A 17207-nucleotide genomic window follows, 5' to 3' on the forward strand; every position below is an offset into this window, starting at 1 on the left:
TCCTCGTACTGGACGTACTTGGGCTTTCGGCCGGTGCGGCGAGAGTGCGTGCCGGGCGTCGCGACGGGGCGAACGTTGCCTGCCGCGGCACTAGGACACCGGGGGTCGATCACCTCTCCACTGCACGATGATCGCCGCCTACCGCTATACGTTCCGCTACTCCCCGAGGGCCGGTGACAGCGGCCGGGTAGTCATGTGGACGACGCGACACGATCCGCATGACGACGGGCAGTTGGAGCGCCTGCCCCCTACCGGCGACCGCCGCGCCCGGCAGCAACTCGACGAAGCCCACGTCCGGCCGGTCGGCGCGCACCGCACGGAGACATCCCGCGACGTGCGTACGGCTCACGCGCTGACGCCCGACGCCTCACGGATCTCCGGTGCCTCGAGCCGCCGCGCGGCCCGCTCTGCCGTCGCCTTCGCCCAGCGGCCGGTGGTGACGGCGCCCAGGACGAGGACGACCAGGCCGCAGCCGGTGAGGATCCACCAGCCGGGGGCCGCGGCGGAGGCGAAGGTCTCGCGGTAGGACGACGTGCTCACGCCCGCCGCCAGCACCGCGCCGATCACCGCGACGCCCAGGGTCTGGCCGAGTTGGCGGCTGGTGGAGGCGACCGCCGCCGCGACCCCCGCCTGACTGCGCGGCATGCCCGACACCGCCGTGTTGGTGATCGGAGCGTTCACGAAGCCGAAGCCCACGCCGAACAGCACGTACCCGAGGAACAGCGTGACGTCGGAGTCCGCCGCGTCGAAGGCGGCGAACAGCAGACCGCTCGCCGTCATCGCGACGCCCGCGATCAGCAGCGGCAGCCGGGGTCCCCGGGTGCCGAGCAGCCGTCCGGACAGGGGCGCGCACAGGAACGTCGGCACGGCCATCGGCAGCATCCACAGGCCCGCGTGGAGGGCGTCGAGGCCCCGTACGTTCTGGAGGTAGAGGGTGGACAGGAACAGGAACCCGCCCAGCGCGGCGAACGCGCTGATCGCGACCACCGTCGCCCCGCTGAACGGCGCCGACCGGAAGAACCGCAGGTCGATGAGGGGTTCGGCGCGCCGGGGCTCGTACCACAGCAGGCCGATCAGCGCGGCCAGCGCCACCGCGGCGAAGGGGGCGCTGGTCGCCGTGCCCGCCTCCGGCGCCTCGATGATCGCGTACGTCAGCGAGCCGAAGAGGGCGATGACCAGCAGCTGGCCGACCGGGTCGGGGCGGCGGGCCTTCGGCGCGCGGGACTCGGGGATGTAGCGCAGGGTCGCCAGCAGGGCCACCAGGCCGACCGGCAGGTTGAGCCAGAAGATCGAGCGCCAGCCGACGGTCTCCACCAGCAGCCCGCCCAGCAGCGGGCCGGCCGCCATCGAGATGCCCACGACCGCGCCCCACACCCCGATCGCCCGGGCGCGCTCGCGCGGGGCGGTGAAGGTGTTGGTGATGATCGACATGGCGACCGGGTTCAGCATCGAACCGCCGACCGCCTGCACCATCCGCGCCGCGATCAGCAGGTCGAGGTCGGGGGCGAGCGAGCACAGCAGGGAGCCGATCGAGAAGACCACCAGGCCGGCCATGAAGACCTTCTTGCGGCCGATCCGGTCGGCGGTCGACCCGGCGAGCATCAGCAGCGCGGCCAGCACCAGCGTGTACGCGTCGATCGTCCACTGGAGGCCGGCGGTGGTGGCGTGCAGATCCTGCTGCATCGAGGGCAGGGCGACGTTCAGGACGGTGACGTCGAGGCTCACGATCAGCAGGCTCATGCAGCAGATGGCGAGGACGAGGAGACGTCGGCGAGGGCTGAGCTCGGGCATGCGCTCCAGCGTACGCCGGTTTCGATAGTGCGTCTAACTAATGACTCTTACATGATCCTTGCCGATGCGCGACAATGGCGCAATGCCCACGACCACGCCCGTCATCGCCCGGCCTCTGAGGATCGGCCCGCACGCCGTCCAGCCGCCCGTCGTCCTGGCCCCCATGGCCGGGATCACCAACGCGCCCTTCCGCACCCTGTGCAGGGAGTTCAGCGGCGGCAAGGGGCTGTTCGTCAGCGAGATGATCACGACCCGGGCGCTGGTCGAGCGCAACGAGAAGACCATGCAGCTGATCCACTTCGACGCGACCGAGAAGCCGCGCTCGATCCAGCTGTACGGCGTCGACCCGGCCACCGTCGGCAAGGCCGTCCGCATGATCGCGGAGGAGGGCCTCGCCGACCACATCGACCTCAACTTCGGCTGCCCGGTCCCGAAGGTCACCAGGAAGGGCGGCGGCTCCGCCCTCCCCTACAAGCGCAACCTGCTGCGCGCGATCCTGCGGGAGGCGGTCAGCGGCGCGGGCGACCTCCCGGTCACCATGAAGATGCGCAAGGGCATCGACGACGACCACATCACCTACCTCGACGCCGGCCGCATCGCCGTCGAGGAGGGCGTGACCGCCATCGCCCTGCACGGCCGCACGGCCGCCCAGCACTACGGCGGCACGGCGGACTGGGAGGCGATCGCCCGCCTGAAGGAACACGTCCCGGAGATCCCCGTCCTCGGCAACGGCGACATCTGGTCGGCGCAGGACGCGCTGCGGATGGTGCGCGAGACCGGGTGCGACGGAGTCGTCGTCGGGCGCGGCTGCCTGGGCCGGCCGTGGCTGTTCGCGGACCTGGTCGCCGCCTTCGAGGGACGGGAGCAGGACATCGCCCGCCCCTCCCTCCGCGAGGTCGCCGACATCATGGTCCGGCACGCCACCCTCCTCGGCGAGTGGATCGGCGACGAGTCGCGAGGGGTCATCGACTTCCGCAAGCACGTCGCCTGGTACCTCAAGGGCTTCGCGGTCGGCTCCGAGATGCGGAAGCGGCTCGCGATCACTTCGTCGCTGGCCGAACTGCGGTCCGGGCTGGACGAGTTGGACCTCGCCCAGCCCTGGCCGACCGGTGCCGACGGCCCCCGCGGCCGCACCTCCGGCAACAACCGCGTGGCCCTGCCGGACGGCTGGCTCAAGGACCCGTACGACTGCGCGGGCATCGGCGAGGAAGCGGAACTGGACACCTCCGGCGGCTGAAGCCCCGCAAGCCCCGCAAGTCCCGCAAGTCCCGCAAGCCCCGCAAGCCCCGCAAGCCCCGCAAGTCCCGTAGGGGGCTCAGCCCTTCGTCGGGTGCGGGGTGGAGCCGTAGGCCGTGAGGAACTTGTCGCGGAACAGGTTCATCTTCCAGACCGGGGCGTTCTCGGCCGGCTTCAGGCCGTCCGTCCAGTTCCAGGCGGCGATCTTGTCGAGGACCTTCGGGTCCTTGGCGACGATCGAGATCGGCACGTCCCGGCTGGCGTTGTCGCCGCTGACCCGGGTGATGGGCTGGTGGTCGCCGAGGAAGACCAGGACGGTGTCGTCGGTGCCGTAGCGCTCCATCCACTGGGTGAGGGCGGTCACCGAGTACTCGATGGACTTGCCGTACTCCACCTTGGACCTGGCGCTGTTCGTGATGACGTCGGCGGCCTTCGTGCCCGCCTTCTGGATGCCGTCGAAGATCGAGCCGTCGCCGAGGTCGTCCCAGTCGACCATCTTCGGGAGCGGCGCCCAGGGCTGGTGGCTGGAGGTCAGGATGATCTCCGACATCAGCGGCTTGGTGCGGTCCTTGCGGCCGTGCTCCAGCCGCTGGAACGCCTCCAGGGCGTACTGGTCGGGCATGGTCGACCAGCTGAACTTCGGCCCCTGGTAACCCATTTTGAAGGCGTTGTAGACCTTGTCCAGACCGTAGTACTCCTGCTCGGGCCAGCCCTTCTGGATACCCGGCATGATGCCGACCGTGTCCCAGGCGCCGGTCTTCTGGAACGCCTTGGTCAGCGACAGGTGGTCGCTCGCCATCACCGTGCGGTAGCGCTGCTGGTTGTCGACCCACAGGCCGGACAGCGTGGAGGAGTGGCCGAGCCAACTGCTGCCGCCGAACGTCGCCGACGTCAGCCAGCCGCTCTTCGCGTGGAAGCCGGCCTTCGTCAGGGCCGCGGTGCTCGTGTCGAGGGTCCGGCCGACGCCCGGCGCCATGACCGGGTCCTCGATGGCGCTGCGGCCGTAGCTCTCGATGAACGTGAAGATGACGTCCTTGCCGCGCAGATCCGGCACGAGCTGTGCGGCCGGGGTCGCCCCGAACGCGTCGGTGCGGGCCTCCTTGCCGAACGCGGCCTCGTCCCTGAGGGTGTCCCGCACCCGCTTGGCCTCGACGGTGAGCGCGTTCGCGGCCCGGTCGGTCGCCAGCGGTCCCCCCGAGAACTGGAGACTGAGCACGGAGCAGGTGATCCAGACGGTGCCCGCGATCAGCGTGCCGCGGGTCGCCCGCCGGGTGTCGCGCACCAGGACGCCGCTGACCCGGACCGTCGCCAGCGCCATCACGGCCATGATCAGGACGATGAGCAGGACGAGGCCGATCGCGGCGGCGAGGGCGACCGCCCCGCCCAGCGAGTCCGCCACGTACGACTGCGCGTCGTCCAGCAGACCCCAGTCCAGGACGAGGTTGAAGTCGCGGCCCAGATACTCGAAGAACTGCATGTCGAGCACGTTCAGCACGCTCAGCGCACCGAGCCCCGCGCCGATCACCGCCGCCAGCGTCAGCCTCGGCCGACGCGGCAGCGCCAGCAGCACGGCCGCGCCGATGACCGCCTCACCCGGCAGCCGCATGAACTCGTCCGGCTTGAGCGCGACGAGACGGTTCGGCAGCACCAGCGCCCCGAGCACGAGCACCAGGGAGACGAGGGTCGTCGTCCACCACAGGACCCGGGCGGCCCGCGGATGCCGACTGCGCCAGTCCCGCCGGTAGGCGATGCGCTCCCGGAGACCGCGGCGCGGCGAGGTCTCGCTTTCCTCGGCCGCGGTCCTGCTTTCCTCGGCGGCGGTCTCGGCAACCGCGGTCTCCTCAGCCGCCGTCTCCTCGGCCGCGGTCTCGGCAGTCGCAGTCTCGGCAGTCGCGGTCTCGGCAACCGGAGTTTCGGCAGTCGCGGTCTCGGCAGCCGTTTCGGCGGCCTCGGCTGTCGGGTCGACGGCGTCGACCGCTTCCACGGCGTCGTCCTCGGGTGATTCGGGTTCTCTCGATGCAGGCGGCTGGGATGAGCGAGTGGAGACAGGCACCCGAGGGTCCTTCCGTACGAAGCCCGGCGGTTCGGCGGATCCGACGTTGGTCGGATCCGCCACAGTTTCGTACGGCCTGCCCTCCGCCCGCGTTCAGCCCCCTCGGCCAGCGCTCGGCAAACACCGTGCAAATGCAACGCCAAGCGTCGCGTCGGGCGGCCCGGCGGGCGGCGGACCGGGGGAGATCACGCCCCTCCGACCGCCGTGAGCAGCGCCAACGGGGCCGCCGCCGAACGGGACTCCCGCACACACGCGTGCGGGTACGGCACCGGCTCCGCATGCGTGTCGCGGCCGTAGCCCGCGAGGACCTCGGGCAGCCGGTGACCGGTCGCGGTCGCCGCGTCGACCAGCCCGTGGGCGACCGTACGGGCCTCGTCGTGCAGACCGTAGCGGGCGAGGCCGAGCGTGATCAGCGCGTTGTCGTGCGGCCAGACCGAGCCGCGGTGGTAGGAGAGCGGGTGGTACGCCGGCTGCCCCGCCGCCACCGTGCGCACGCCCCAGCCGGAGAAGAAGTCCGGTTCGAGGAGCCGGCGGCCGACGATCTCCCCGTACTCCTTGTCCAGCAGCCCCGACCACAGCAGGTGCCCGGCGTCCGAGGCCAACGCGTCGACCTGGCGGCCCTCGCCGTCCAGGGCGAGCGCCGGGAAGGAACGCTTCCGCATCCAGAAGTCCCGCTGGAAACGGTCCCGCAGGTCGGCGGCCGCCTGTTCCAGCAGCGCCGCGTACTTCTCGTCCTCCCACACCGTGCGCGCCAGCCACGCCGTGCGGCGCAGCGCGTCGTAGGCGTACCCCTGGGCGCCCGCCGCCATCACCGCCCCGGTCGCGCGGGTGCCGTCCGCGGAGCAGATGGCGCCGGGGGAGTCCTTCCAGTTCTGGTTGGCGAGGCCGCCCTGGTCGGCCCGGTAGACCAGGTAGCCGCGGGAGGTCAGTCCGCCGTGGTCGAGCATCCAGCCGATCGCCGCGCGGGCGTTCGGCTCCAGCCGGCGGGCCAGTACGGCGTCGCCGGTCTGCTCGACGTAGGCGCCGAGGACGACGAGGAACAGCGGGGTCGCGTCCACCGAGCCGTAGTAGCGGGCGAACGGCACCTGCCCGAAGTGGGCGAGCTCGCCGTGCCGCACCTCGTGCACGATCTTGCCGGGCTGCGACACCGCGCGCGGCCCGGTCTCCGTCGCCTGGGTCGCGGCGAGCGCGAGGAGGGTGGCGGCGGCCGGGCCGGGGCGGTAGGGGAGCGTGAAGAGCGAGGTGAGCAGGGCGTCGCGGCCCAGCAGGGTCAGGAACCAGGGGGCGCCCGCCGCCGGGACGCGCAACTCCTCGTCCTCCGGGCCGCGGGCGATCACTTGGAGTGACGACAGGTCGGCGAGACCGCGTGCGCAGGCGGACGCCAGTTCGGGCCAGCCGGTAGGGAAGGCGATGCCTTCCATGAACTCGGCTTCCTGCACAAGTAACTTTTCGGCCAATGCCGACGGGGAGCGCGGCACGCGCAACGCACGTTTCTCGCCATGCGGCCGGGCCATCACCCGCAGGGTCAGCTCGGCGGAGCCGTGCGGCTCCAGCTCCAGCTTCCACACGAGCCGACGGGCGCCGGTGCCGGTCTCCTCGACGGCGTCCGGCACGGGGTCGGCCGTCACCGTCGTACAGGACTGCCACTCGCCGCGCCGGTAGGTGAACTCCACACCGTCGTCCATGACCTGGCGGCGGCGGACGACCCCGGTCTTCGCGTACGTCCGGTGGTCGGAGCGCAGTTCGAACTGGTCGGTGAAGTCCGCGTCGGCGGTGACCGCGAGGCGGACCGTCGTGGGCGTCGGGCGGTTGCTGACGACCCGCAGCGACTCCACGAACGAGCTGTCGCCGACGGCCTGTTCCCGGAAGAGCGTGCAGGACGGCGGCTCGTTGCGGCCGCCGCGCGGGACGAGCACGCACCGCGTGGTGTCCCCTTCCGCGACCGGCGAGAGCGCCTCCGGCACGGCCCCGTCGACCGTCAGCTGCCAGCGGCTGAGGTGCCGGGCGTCCCGGACGAACACCCCCTCGGGGGATCCGGCGGCCGAGCCGGAGCCTCGAACGCCGCTGATGTCTCCGCGGTCGCCCACAGCGGCGAACGTCCCGCCGTGCACGAGCAGATGATGCCGGTCCGTCATCCCAGGTCCCCTCCCTTGGTACCCGTGCCTGACATTTCTTCTCGGTGGATCAGGTCGAGCGTGAGCGCGGCCGTCCAGCTGAAGCCGGTCGCACCGCAGGCCTCGCCGGTGTACGGGTCGACGTACTCCGCGAAGTCCGAGCTGTCCGCGACGTCGAGGACGGCCTGGCGCAGGCCGTCCGCGGCGGACTGTTCCCCGTGCAGTCGGAGCCCCCGTTCGACCAGCCAACTCGTGTTGAACCAGGCCGGCCCGCGCCAGTAGCGATGCGGGTCGAAGGCCTCGCCGAGCAGGTCGTAACTGGGCACGAGGCGCGTCGCGCCGCCGAGCCCGAAGTGCGCCCCGCGCAGCGCCGTCACCAGCCCCGCGACCACCTCCCGCGCCAGCCCGGGCAGCACCAGCGGCACCAGCCCGGACACCCCGCGCTCGGGGACCAGGCCGCCGCCGCGCACGTCCCGGCAGAAGAACATGCCCTCGGCCGGGTCCCACAGGCGTTCCACCAGCGCTGCCGTCAGGCGTTCCGCGCGGGCGTGGCGGGCCGTGGCCGTCGCGCCCAGTTCGTGCGCGATGCGGGCGAGGGCGTGCTCGGAGGCGATGAGCAGGGCGTTGAAGGAGGGGTCCTCGACGGCGAACTCGCCGCCGCCGTCGGCGTACCCGCCGTCCCGGTACTCCGTCGCCAGCCGCACGTAGCGGCCGTAGTCCAGATCCGTCGGACGGTCCTCGGCAGCCCCGTGGTCGAGGTCCGCACGACGGAAGGAGCGGGCCGGGGCGGGGGTGACCCGGCCCAGCGGGGCGTCCCAGCTCGGCGCGTTGTCCATGCCCTGCTCCCACGGATGGACGACGGACACCAGCCCGCCCCCGCCCAGGTCCCGCCGGCGCAGCAGATAGCGGTGCCAGGCGGCCAGCCGGGGATACACCCGGGCGAGGAAGCCACGCGCGCGTGACAGCCCCGGGTCGGCGCGGTGCACCAGCCAGGCCGCCAGCGCGTGCACCGGTGGCTGCACGATGCCGGAGGTCTGTACGGTGCGCGGGGCGCCCGCAGCGCGCCCCGCGGTCGAGGAGCGCCAGAAGTCGGGGCTCGGGAAGTACGCGTCGAGCGGTACGGAGGGGTTGAAGACGATGTGCGGGATGCGCCCGTCGCCCCACTGGGCGGCCAGCAGCGTCTCCAGCTCGGTCTGCGCCCGGCGCGGCGAGACGTGCCGCAGCCCGATGGCGATGAACGCGGAGTCCCAGGACCATTGGTGGGGGTACAGCCGGCGCGAGGGCACCGTCGACGTTCCCGTCCAGTTGCCCTCCAGCACGTCCACGGCTCGCAGGCGCAGCGCCTCGAGGTGCGGTGGACCCGGCGGAGCCGTCGGATCGTATACGACGACGTCCGCCGCCGGGCGGGCGATGAGCTGGGCGGTGCGATCCACTCGGGGCTCCCCGAAGACGACTGGGCCACCTGGTTCGGCGGTGGCTACCGTAGGGTTACGTCTATTTAACACGCAAAACTCAATATGTAATGCAAGCTTGAGAAACACAAGGGGGTGCGCATGACCGGGCGTCAGGCACAGGCGGGGAGGGCCGGCGGCAAGACGGCCGGCAGGGCGGGCGGCCAGGCGAGCGCCGGAGATCTCCTCGAACTGGTGCGGACCGGACGGGCGGTGACCCGCGGCGCCCTCCAGCAGGCCACCGGTCTCTCCCGCGCGACCGTCGGCCAGCGACTGGACCGGCTCTTCCGCGCGGGCTGGCTGCGCGAGGGCGCCGGCGGCCCGGTGGACTCGCCGCTGGGCGGCCGTCCCTCGATCACCCTGGAGTTCGACGACGCCCACGCGGTCGTCCTCGCGGCGGACCTCGACACCCGGCACGCGCGCGCGGCCGTGCTGTCGCTGACCGGGGAGATCCTGGCCGAGCACGGCGGCACGCTGGTCATCGAGGACGGCCCCGAAGTCGTCCTCGGCGAACTGGGCGGCTGGTTCGCCGAACTGCTGGAGAAGGCGGGCCACCGGGCGGACGAGGTCTGTGGCATAGGAGTCGCCGTCCCCGGCCCGGTCGACAGCGAGACGGGCCGGGTCGTCCAGCCGCCGATCATGCCCGGCTGGGACGGCTACGACATACGCGGCCGCCTGGCGAGGGCGTTCGCCGAGCGGACGGGCGTCACGCCTGCCGCGGTCCCTGCAGCCGTCCCCGTCCCTGTGCCCGTCCCCGTCCCCGTCCCCGTCCCCGTCTTCGTCGACAACGACGCGAACCTCATGGCCTACGGCGAACAGCGCTCCGGATACCCCGACTGCTCGGCGTTCGTGCTGGTCAAGGTGTCCACCGGAATCGGCGCCGGGGTCGTGGTCGACGGCTCGGTCTTCCGGGGCGTCGACGGCGGCGCCGGCGACATCGGGCACATCCGGGTGGGCGCGGAGGCGCTCTGCCGCTGCGGCTCCTACGGCTGTCTCGCGGCGGTCGCCAGCGGTGGCGCGGTGGCGCGCCGGCTCGCCGAGACGGGCCTGCCGACGGCCTCCGGCTCAGATGTGCGCGATCTGCTCGCCGCCGGACACCCCGGGGCGGCCGCACTGGCCCGTGAGGCAGGCCGCCAGGTCGGGGACGTCCTCGCCACGGTGGTGACGCTGCTCAACCCCGGAGTGCTGATGATCGCCGGAGATCTGGCGGGAACGGCCTTCCTCACGGGCGTGCGCGAGCTGCTCTATCAGCGTGCGCTGCCCCGCTCCACGGCCCATCTGGACGTCGTGACCTCGCGGCTGGGGGAGCGGGCGGGCCTGGTGGGAGCGGGTGCGATGGTCGTGGAGCACCTGTACGCGCCGGAGCGGGTGGAGGAGCGGTTGCTGGCGCTGGGGGTGTGAGCGACCTTGTAAGGGAGGTGTTTCTCTCCTGTGTCGCGTCCGCATGGTGGAATCCGTCGGCTTCGAGCGACGTGATTCGCACCACCCCTGAGGGGGGTAATGCTCAGATGAGCGGATCTTCGATCGAATGCACTTCTCCAAGGGGTGGCACTGGGTGCCACCCCTTGATCGTTCATCGATCGAAATCAGGCGTGGCGCTCTACGCTCATATGAGCGATGATGGGGCGGGGTGAGAGGTCGATGCGTTCAAGAAGTGAAAACATCGGCGGCTGTGCGCTTGCCAAGCCTTGACTTTCGATCCGCTGGCAGACGACGGGTTACAAGCACATGACGCACGAGTAGACGTACCCAGACGCCTTTGATCTGGGTATGTTCCTCGACGTCAGGGCAGCCACCGCGTCCTCGAGGAGTCGAGACCGTGTCGGAAAACAAAGATTCCCACGTAGCCAAGTTCGTTTACGACTTCACCGAGGGCAACAAGGACCTCAAGGATCTCCTCGGCGGCAAGGGCGCGAACCTCGCCGAGATGACCAACCTGGGCCTGCCCGTCCCGCCGGGCTTCACGATCACCACCGAGGCCTGCAAGGTCTACCTCGACAGCGGCGAGGCGCCGACGGCACTGCGTGACGAGGTGAGTGCGCACCTCGACGCCCTCGAACAGCGGACGGGCAAAAAGCTCGGCCAGGCCGACGACCCGCTGCTGGTGTCCGTCCGCTCGGGCGCGAAGTTCTCGATGCCGGGCATGATGGACACCGTCCTGAACATCGGCCTCTCCGACCGGTCGGTCCAGGGCCTGGCCAAGCAGGCAGGCGACGACCGCTTCGCGTGGGACTCCTACCGCCGCCTGATCCAGATGTTCGGCAAGACCGTCCTCGGCGTGGACGGCGAGCTCTTCGAGGACGCGCTGGAGGCGGCGAAGACGGCCAAGAAGGTCGCCGTCGACACCGAGCTGGAGGCGGCCGACCTCAAGAAGCTGGTCACACGCTTCAAGAAGATCGTCAAGGCCGAGGCCGGCCGGGACTTCCCGCAGGACCCGCGCGAGCAGATGGACCTCGCCATCAAGGCCGTCTTCGACTCCTGGAACACCGACCGCGCCAAGCTCTACCGCCGCCAGGAGCGCATCCCGGGCGACCTGGGCACCGCCGTCAACGTCTGCTCCATGGTCTTCGGCAACCTGGGCCCCGACTCGGGCACCGGCGTCGCCTTCACCCGCGACCCCGCCTCCGGCCACCAGGGCGTGTACGGCGACTACCTGCAGAACGCCCAGGGCGAGGACGTCGTCGCGGGCATCCGCAACACCGTCCCGCTCGCCGAGCTGGAGCAGATCGACAAGAAGTCGTACGACCAGCTGCTCGGCATCATGGAGACGCTGGAGAACCACTACAAGGACCTCTGCGACATCGAGTTCACCATCGAGCGCGGCCAGCTGTGGATGCTCCAGACCCGCGTGGGCAAGCGCACGGCGGGCGCGGCCTTCCGCATCGCCACCCAGCTCGTCGACCAGGGTCTGATCGACGAGACGGAGGCGCTCCAGCGGGTCACGGGAGCCCAGCTCGCGCAGCTGATGTTCCCGCGCTTCGACGAGGACGCCAAGGTCGAGAAGGTCGGCCGGGGCATCGCGGCCTCGCCGGGCGCGGCGGTCGGCAAGGCGGTGTTCGACTCCTACACCGCCGTGAAGTGGTCCCGCTCGGGCGAGAAGGTCATCCTGGTCCGCCGCGAGACGAACCCCGACGACCTCGACGGCATGATCGCGGCCGAGGGCATCCTCACCTCCCGGGGCGGCAAGACCTCCCACGCGGCCGTGGTGGCCCGCGGCATGGGCAAGACGTGCGTGTGCGGCGCGGAGGAGCTCGAGGTCGACACCAAGCGCCGCAGGATGACGGTGCCGGGCGGCCATGTGGTGGAGGAGGGCGACGTCATCTCCATCGACGGCTCGTCCGGCAAGGTCTACCTGGGCGAGGTCCCGGTCGTCCCGTCCCCCGTGGTCGAGTACTTCGAGGGCCGGATGCACGCGGGCGCCGACGACGCCGACGAGCTCGTCGAGGCCGTCCACCGCATCATGGCCTTCGCCGACCGCAAGCGCCGGCTGCGGGTGCGCGCGAACGCCGACAACGCCGAGGACGCGCTGCGCGCACGGCGCTTCGGCGCCCAGGGCATCGGCCTGTGCCGCACGGAGCACATGTTCCTCGGCGACCGGCGCGAGCTGGTGGAGCGCCTGATCCTGGCGGACACGGAAGAGGAGCGCGAGGAGTCGCTGAAGCAGCTCCTGCCGCTCCAGAAGAAGGACTTCATCGAACTCTTCGAGGCGATGGACGGCCTCCCGGTGACGGTCCGTCTGCTGGACCCGCCGCTGCACGAGTTCCTTCCCGACATCACCGAACTCTCGGTCCGGGTGGCGCTCGCGGAGTCCCGCCAGGAGTCCCACGAGAACGACCTCCGCCTGCTCCAGGCGGTGCACCGCCTGCACGAGCAGAACCCGATGCTGGGCCTGCGGGGCGTGCGGTTGGGCCTGGTGATCCCCGGCCTGTTCACGATGCAGGTCCGCGCCATCGCCGAAGCGGCGGCGGAGCGCCGGAACGCCAAGGGCGACCCGCGCGCCGAGGTCATGATCCCGCTGGTCGGCACCGTCCAGGAGCTGGAGATCGTCCGCGAGGAGGCCGACCAGGTCATCGCGGAGGTCGAGGCGGCGACGGGCGTCGAACTGAAGCTGGCGATCGGCACGATGATCGAGCTGCCGCGAGCCGCCCTGACGGCCGGCCAGATCGCGGAGGCCGCGGAGTTCTTCTCCTTCGGCACGAACGACCTGACCCAGACGGTGTGGGGCTTCAGCCGGGACGACGTGGAGGCCTCGTTCTTCACGGCCTACCTGGAGAAGGGCATCTTCGGCGTCTCCCCGTTCGAGACGATCGACCGGGACGGCGTGGGTTCCCTGGTGAAGCTGGCGGTGGAGGCCGGCCGCGCCACCCGCCCCGACCTCAAGCTCGGCGTCTGCGGCGAGCACGGCGGCGACCCGGAGTCGGTGCACTTCTTCCACGAGGTGGGCCTGGACTACGTCTCCTGCTCCCCGTTCCGGATCCCGGTGGCCCGTCTCGAGGCGGGCCGGGCGGCGACGCAGTCGACGGGAAGCGACCACCGCTGAGCGCGCTTCGATCCGGCTGAGCGCGCTTTGAACCGGCTGAACCGGCTGAACCGGCTGATCCGGCTGAACCGGCTTTGACCCCGGAGTCGCCGTCGGTCCCCGACCCTCACCGATCGGCGGCGGCTCCGGCGCACCAAGGAGGACGGCACCCTGTGCGGGGGTGCCGTCCTCTCGCTGTCAGTCGTGTCAGTCGTGTCAGCCGTGTCAGCCGTGTCAGCCGTGTCAGTCGGCTTGTTTCTGCTGGTCAATGGGACTCACTTAATAAATACCAAGGTAAATACAAGGTTTTCACAGCATTCTTTCCGGCATTGAATTCTGAGTTTTCTCTTCGGGCTGTCGCGGCACGTGTTAAGTTCTTTCTCATCGGGCGGAGGGATCGCCCAGGGTGACGACCCTGATCCCCCACTCACCCGTACGGAATTTCCGAATTCACCCTTCCCGTGCAGATGCTGGAAACTCAGAAGGAGTCGTCATGAGCTTCAGGGTGATTGCACCGCTTACCCCCCGCCGGAACGCCGACACGGACCCCAACGCGAATGCGAATCCGAACCCCGGCCAGGTTCCCCCGCCTGCGCAGCAGGGACGTCGCCGCCGTCCGCGCCCCGGTGAGCCCGCGCAGCAGCAGCCCGGCTTCTGAGCCTGCGGCTGAGCGGCAGACCCCAGCGGAAGATCCCAGGTGAAAAGGGAGGGCCGACGGTGTTCCGTCGGCCCTCCCGCCGGTGACGGGAGAAATGAATGCGCGCGCGCGAAAAGACCTCAGGGGCCGATTTCCCCCGGCATATTCCGCCGGGGCTGGAACTCTCCGAATACGGCCAGCCGATTGTCAGAGCGGCCGAGGACCTTCGCGCCGACCACGAGGTTCACGACGACCTCAGAGAAAAGCCCGCGCCCCCCACGGCCGCCTCTTATGCAGAGCCCCCCTCCGCCCACATCTCCACCCCCACCCCCACCCCCACCCCCACCCCTGTACTCGCCCCCCGTGTGGCCTTCCGCCGCTTCTGGCCCATGACCAAGGGACTGCGCCGCTGGCTCGTCGGTGTGTGGCTGTGCACGGTGCTGGGCGCGCTGGCAGAGACCGCCGCCATCCTGCTGTTCGGCGACTTGACCGACAACGCGCTGCAGCGGGGTTCCCTGGACGCCTTCTGGTCCCCCGCGGCGCAGTGGCTGGGCATCGCGGTGGTGGGCGCGGCCATCGGCTACGCGGGCGGGTCCCTTTCCGTGTGGGTGTCGGAGCGCTTCGTGATGCGGCTGCGCGAGCACGTCTTCGACCATGTGCAGAAACTCCCGCCGCATTTCTTCCAGCAGCACCGCCAGGGAGATCTGCTGTCCCGGCTGACGGGCGACGTGGAGACCATCGAGCAGATGGCCGTGTCAGGCCTGATCGGCACGGCATCGGCCGTCTTCAGCGCGGTGTTCTACGCGGCGGCCGCGTTCTGGCTCCGCTGGGACCTGGCGACGGCGACCTTCATCCTGGCCCCGCTGTTCTGGCTGGCGGCCCGAAGGTTCGCCGACGGCGTCAGGTCGGTGGCACGCGAGGGCAGGGTGGCCGACGGCGCGGTCACGTCCGTAGTGGAGGAGTCCCTGGGCAACCTGGTCCTCACCCAGGCGTACGGCCGTCAGGACGCCGAGCGCCGCCGGCTGAGCCAGGAGGCGACGGCCTGGTTCCGGGCCGCCGTCCGCTCGGCCCGCCTGAACCAGGCGTACGGGCAGTTGGTGCAGGTCATCGAGACGATCTGCGTGCTGGCGGTGATCGGCATAGGCGTCTGGGAGATCTCCAGAGGCCAGATGACCCTGGGCCAACTACTGGCGTTCGCAGCGTTGTTGAGCTACCTGTACCCGCCCATCCGCAGCCTGGCCCAGCTGGGACTGCTGATCACGGCTGCCACCGCGGGCGCGGAACGCCTGGTGGAGATCCTGGACACCAGGCCTGCGGTGGCGGACCAGGCGGGCTCGGGACACGGCGACCACGGCCGCCCCGACGGAGTCATAGAGGTGCGGGACGTCTCCTTCCGCTACCCGGGCGCGCAGACCCAGACCCTGGAGTCGCTGACGTTCACGGCTCGCCCTGGGGAACTGGTGATCATCACGGGCCCGAGCGGCGCGGGCAAGTCCACGGTCTCCAAACTGCTCCTCCGCTTCTACGACGCCGACGCCGGCAAGATCCTCCTGGACGGCACCCCGCTGCACGACTTCCCGCTGGCGCGGCTGCGCGAGTACGTGACACTGCTCCCGCAGGAGACCTTGGTCCTGCATGACACGGTCCGCGCGAACATCGCCTGCGGTCGCCCCGGCGCGAGCGACCACGCGATCGAGGAGGCGGCACGGTCGGCCGACGCGCACGAGTTCATCACGGCACTCCCCGACGGCTACGACACGAGGGTCGACCCCAACTCCGCGCGCCTGTCGGGCGGCCAACTGCAACGCCTGGCCATCGCACGAGCCGTCCTGCGCGACGCCCCGGTCCTGGTCCTGGACGAACCGACGACCGGCCTGGACGCGATAGCCACCCGCCGCATCGTGGAACCCCTGCGCCGACTGATGGCAGGCCGCACGACCATCATGATCACCCACGACCTCAACCTGGCCCCCGACGCCGACCGCATCCTCGTCATAGACCAGGGCCGAATCGCAGAAACGGGCACCCACGAGGAACTGCTGGCCTGGGGCGGGGTGTATGCCCATTTGCACGGTTCGCAGAACATGGTGGGCGCGGAGACGGGCACGACGTGGGACACAGGAATCACGGGGGACCCCTACACGTACCCGCAGGCCGAATGGACCGATGTCTGGTCCGACGGGGTGGGCACTCAGGTGGGCGGCTGAACGGTTCCCGTCCGGAACGGCGGTGGAATGGTGGCCGATTGACAGTGGCCACACCCGCTTACGAGTAGCCGCACGATAATGACGCGATCTTGATCGTGTAGGAGCCCTGCGACTTGAGCGCTGGAATTTTGGCGATGCTGGCCTGACAGGATCGGCTAGTGATCAAAACCCCGGTGACTACGCGCGAGCTCGCTGTCGGTGACTGCCACGCTGTACATGCCTTCGCCAGCCTGCCGGAGGCTTGCCGCTACCAGGCGTGGGGGCCGAACGCCGAGGAACGCGATCGCAGCGCAAAGCGCCCAACCCGCAGCAGGTCGAGCACGGGAACTCGACCTCGTTCGCGCGACGGCCTGCTGATACATCGCTCCCCATCCGCTGCTTTCACTCTCTGCCGCAAATCCGGCGCGTCTGGAGGAGCTGGCTGAATGCCGCCTGAACTGCTGTGCGGATCAGGGTGATTGCCTGTACTTGGTCGCCTTGTCTGGGATCAGGGCGGTGAGGGGCTGGTGTTGAAACGCTGATCGGCGCGATCGTGGAACTGCCTGCTCCTTGAGCCGTCGTGGGGCCCGATCCTGACCCACCGGCGGTGGGTTCCTGCGCACTGGGGAGGGCGGCACCCTGTGCGGGTGTGCCGTCCACCTCTGTTTTCGGTGACGTGGCTGGAAGTCGATCACCTGATGTGGTGGTGGTTCGTGACTGAAGGTTTCGCCTTGTGATCAATCCATTACCTTCTGTGATGCCGGGGGCTGTCGGGCTTTCGGCTTCAGGAGGGTGAAGCATGAAGAAAGTGTTGGCTGGCGTGGCGGCAGCAGCGGCGTTGCTGGCGGGAGCCGGGACGGCGCTGGGCGCCGGGGACTGGCACGACATGCCGGTGCTGAAGTCGGGAGGCGTTCGCTTCCTGGAGGGTGAGTATCGCTTCAATCCTGCAGGCCGGAACCACGGTGCCTTCGAGTGGAAAGGGCAATTGAAGGACGCTGACACGGAAGACGGCCACAACGTGTACATGCTGGTACGCATCGAAGGCCACGACTGGGTGCGATACGACGGCAAGCAGCGGAAGACCGTCTCCCTGCACCACTCGAACTGGGATGGTGCGCAGCGCTATACCGACGACGCAGAGATCAAGGCATGTCGCGACCGCGGCAGTCTGCATCCGGACAACTGCTCCGGAAGTAAGCGTTACTCGAGCGGTCGCTAGA

9 protein-coding genes are annotated in these 17207 nt (G+C 70.2%); 5 read left to right on the forward strand and 4 right to left on the reverse strand.

Annotated features, from left to right (window positions below):
• Positions 1-345: 345 nt before the first annotated feature.
• Positions 346-1791 carry an MFS transporter gene (locus AB0J04_RS20270; RefSeq protein ID WP_363169889.1) on the reverse strand — a complete coding sequence of 482 codons (1446 nt, stop codon included), beginning with the start codon at positions 1789-1791 and terminating at the stop codon, positions 346-348.
• Positions 1792-1873: 82 nt separating this feature from the next.
• Between AB0J04_RS20270 and dusB the strand changes: the two genes are divergently transcribed.
• Entirely contained in the window at positions 1874-3028 is a 1155-nt protein-coding gene (dusB, locus tag AB0J04_RS20275; RefSeq protein WP_363169890.1) for a tRNA dihydrouridine synthase DusB, read from the forward strand.
• Between the two features lie 78 nt (positions 3029-3106).
• Here dusB and AB0J04_RS20280 read toward each other — a convergent pair whose 3' ends face one another.
• The 3 genes from AB0J04_RS20280 to AB0J04_RS20290 form a co-directional block, all read right to left on the reverse strand.
• Positions 3107-4777, reverse strand: coding sequence for a CDP-alcohol phosphatidyltransferase (locus AB0J04_RS20280; protein ID WP_363169944.1), 1671 nt, complete (start codon positions 4775-4777; stop codon positions 3107-3109).
• Between the two features lie 488 nt (positions 4778-5265).
• A complete protein-coding gene (locus tag AB0J04_RS20285) occupies positions 5266-7215 on the reverse strand; it encodes a glycogen debranching N-terminal domain-containing protein (protein WP_363169891.1) in 1950 nt (649 codons plus the stop codon).
• The gene (locus tag AB0J04_RS20290) at positions 7212-8627 is read right to left on the reverse strand and encodes a hypothetical protein (RefSeq protein WP_363169892.1); all 1416 of its coding nucleotides are present in this window, start codon (positions 8625-8627) and stop codon (positions 7212-7214) included. Before AB0J04_RS20290 ends, AB0J04_RS20285 begins: the two co-directional genes overlap by 4 nt.
• Positions 8628-8747: 120 nt before the next feature.
• Between AB0J04_RS20290 and AB0J04_RS20295 the strand changes: the two genes are divergently transcribed.
• The 4 genes from AB0J04_RS20295 (at position 8748) to AB0J04_RS20310 (ending at position 17206) form a co-directional block, all read left to right on the forward strand.
• Positions 8748-10046 carry an ROK family protein gene (locus AB0J04_RS20295; protein ID WP_363169893.1) on the forward strand — a complete coding sequence of 433 codons (1299 nt, stop codon included), beginning with the start codon at positions 8748-8750 and terminating at the stop codon, positions 10044-10046.
• A 418-nt stretch (positions 10047-10464) separates the two neighbouring features.
• Positions 10465-13185 (forward strand): pyruvate, phosphate dikinase, encoded by a 2721-nt coding sequence (gene ppdK / locus AB0J04_RS20300; protein WP_363169894.1) that lies wholly within the window; start codon positions 10465-10467, stop codon positions 13183-13185.
• 1005 nt (positions 13186-14190) lie between these two features.
• Positions 14191-16008 (forward strand): ABC transporter ATP-binding protein, encoded by a 1818-nt coding sequence (locus AB0J04_RS20305; protein WP_363169895.1) that lies wholly within the window; start codon positions 14191-14193, stop codon positions 16006-16008.
• 778 nt (positions 16009-16786) lie between these two features.
• Positions 16787-17206, forward strand: a complete 420-nt coding sequence (locus AB0J04_RS20310; RefSeq protein ID WP_363169897.1) for a hypothetical protein — start codon at positions 16787-16789, stop codon at positions 17204-17206.
• Position 17207 lies beyond the last annotated feature (1 nt).

Origin of the sequence: Streptomyces sp. NPDC050263, assembly GCF_040655955.1 — a bacterium.
Taxonomy (GTDB): domain Bacteria; phylum Actinomycetota; class Actinomycetes; order Streptomycetales; family Streptomycetaceae; genus Streptomyces.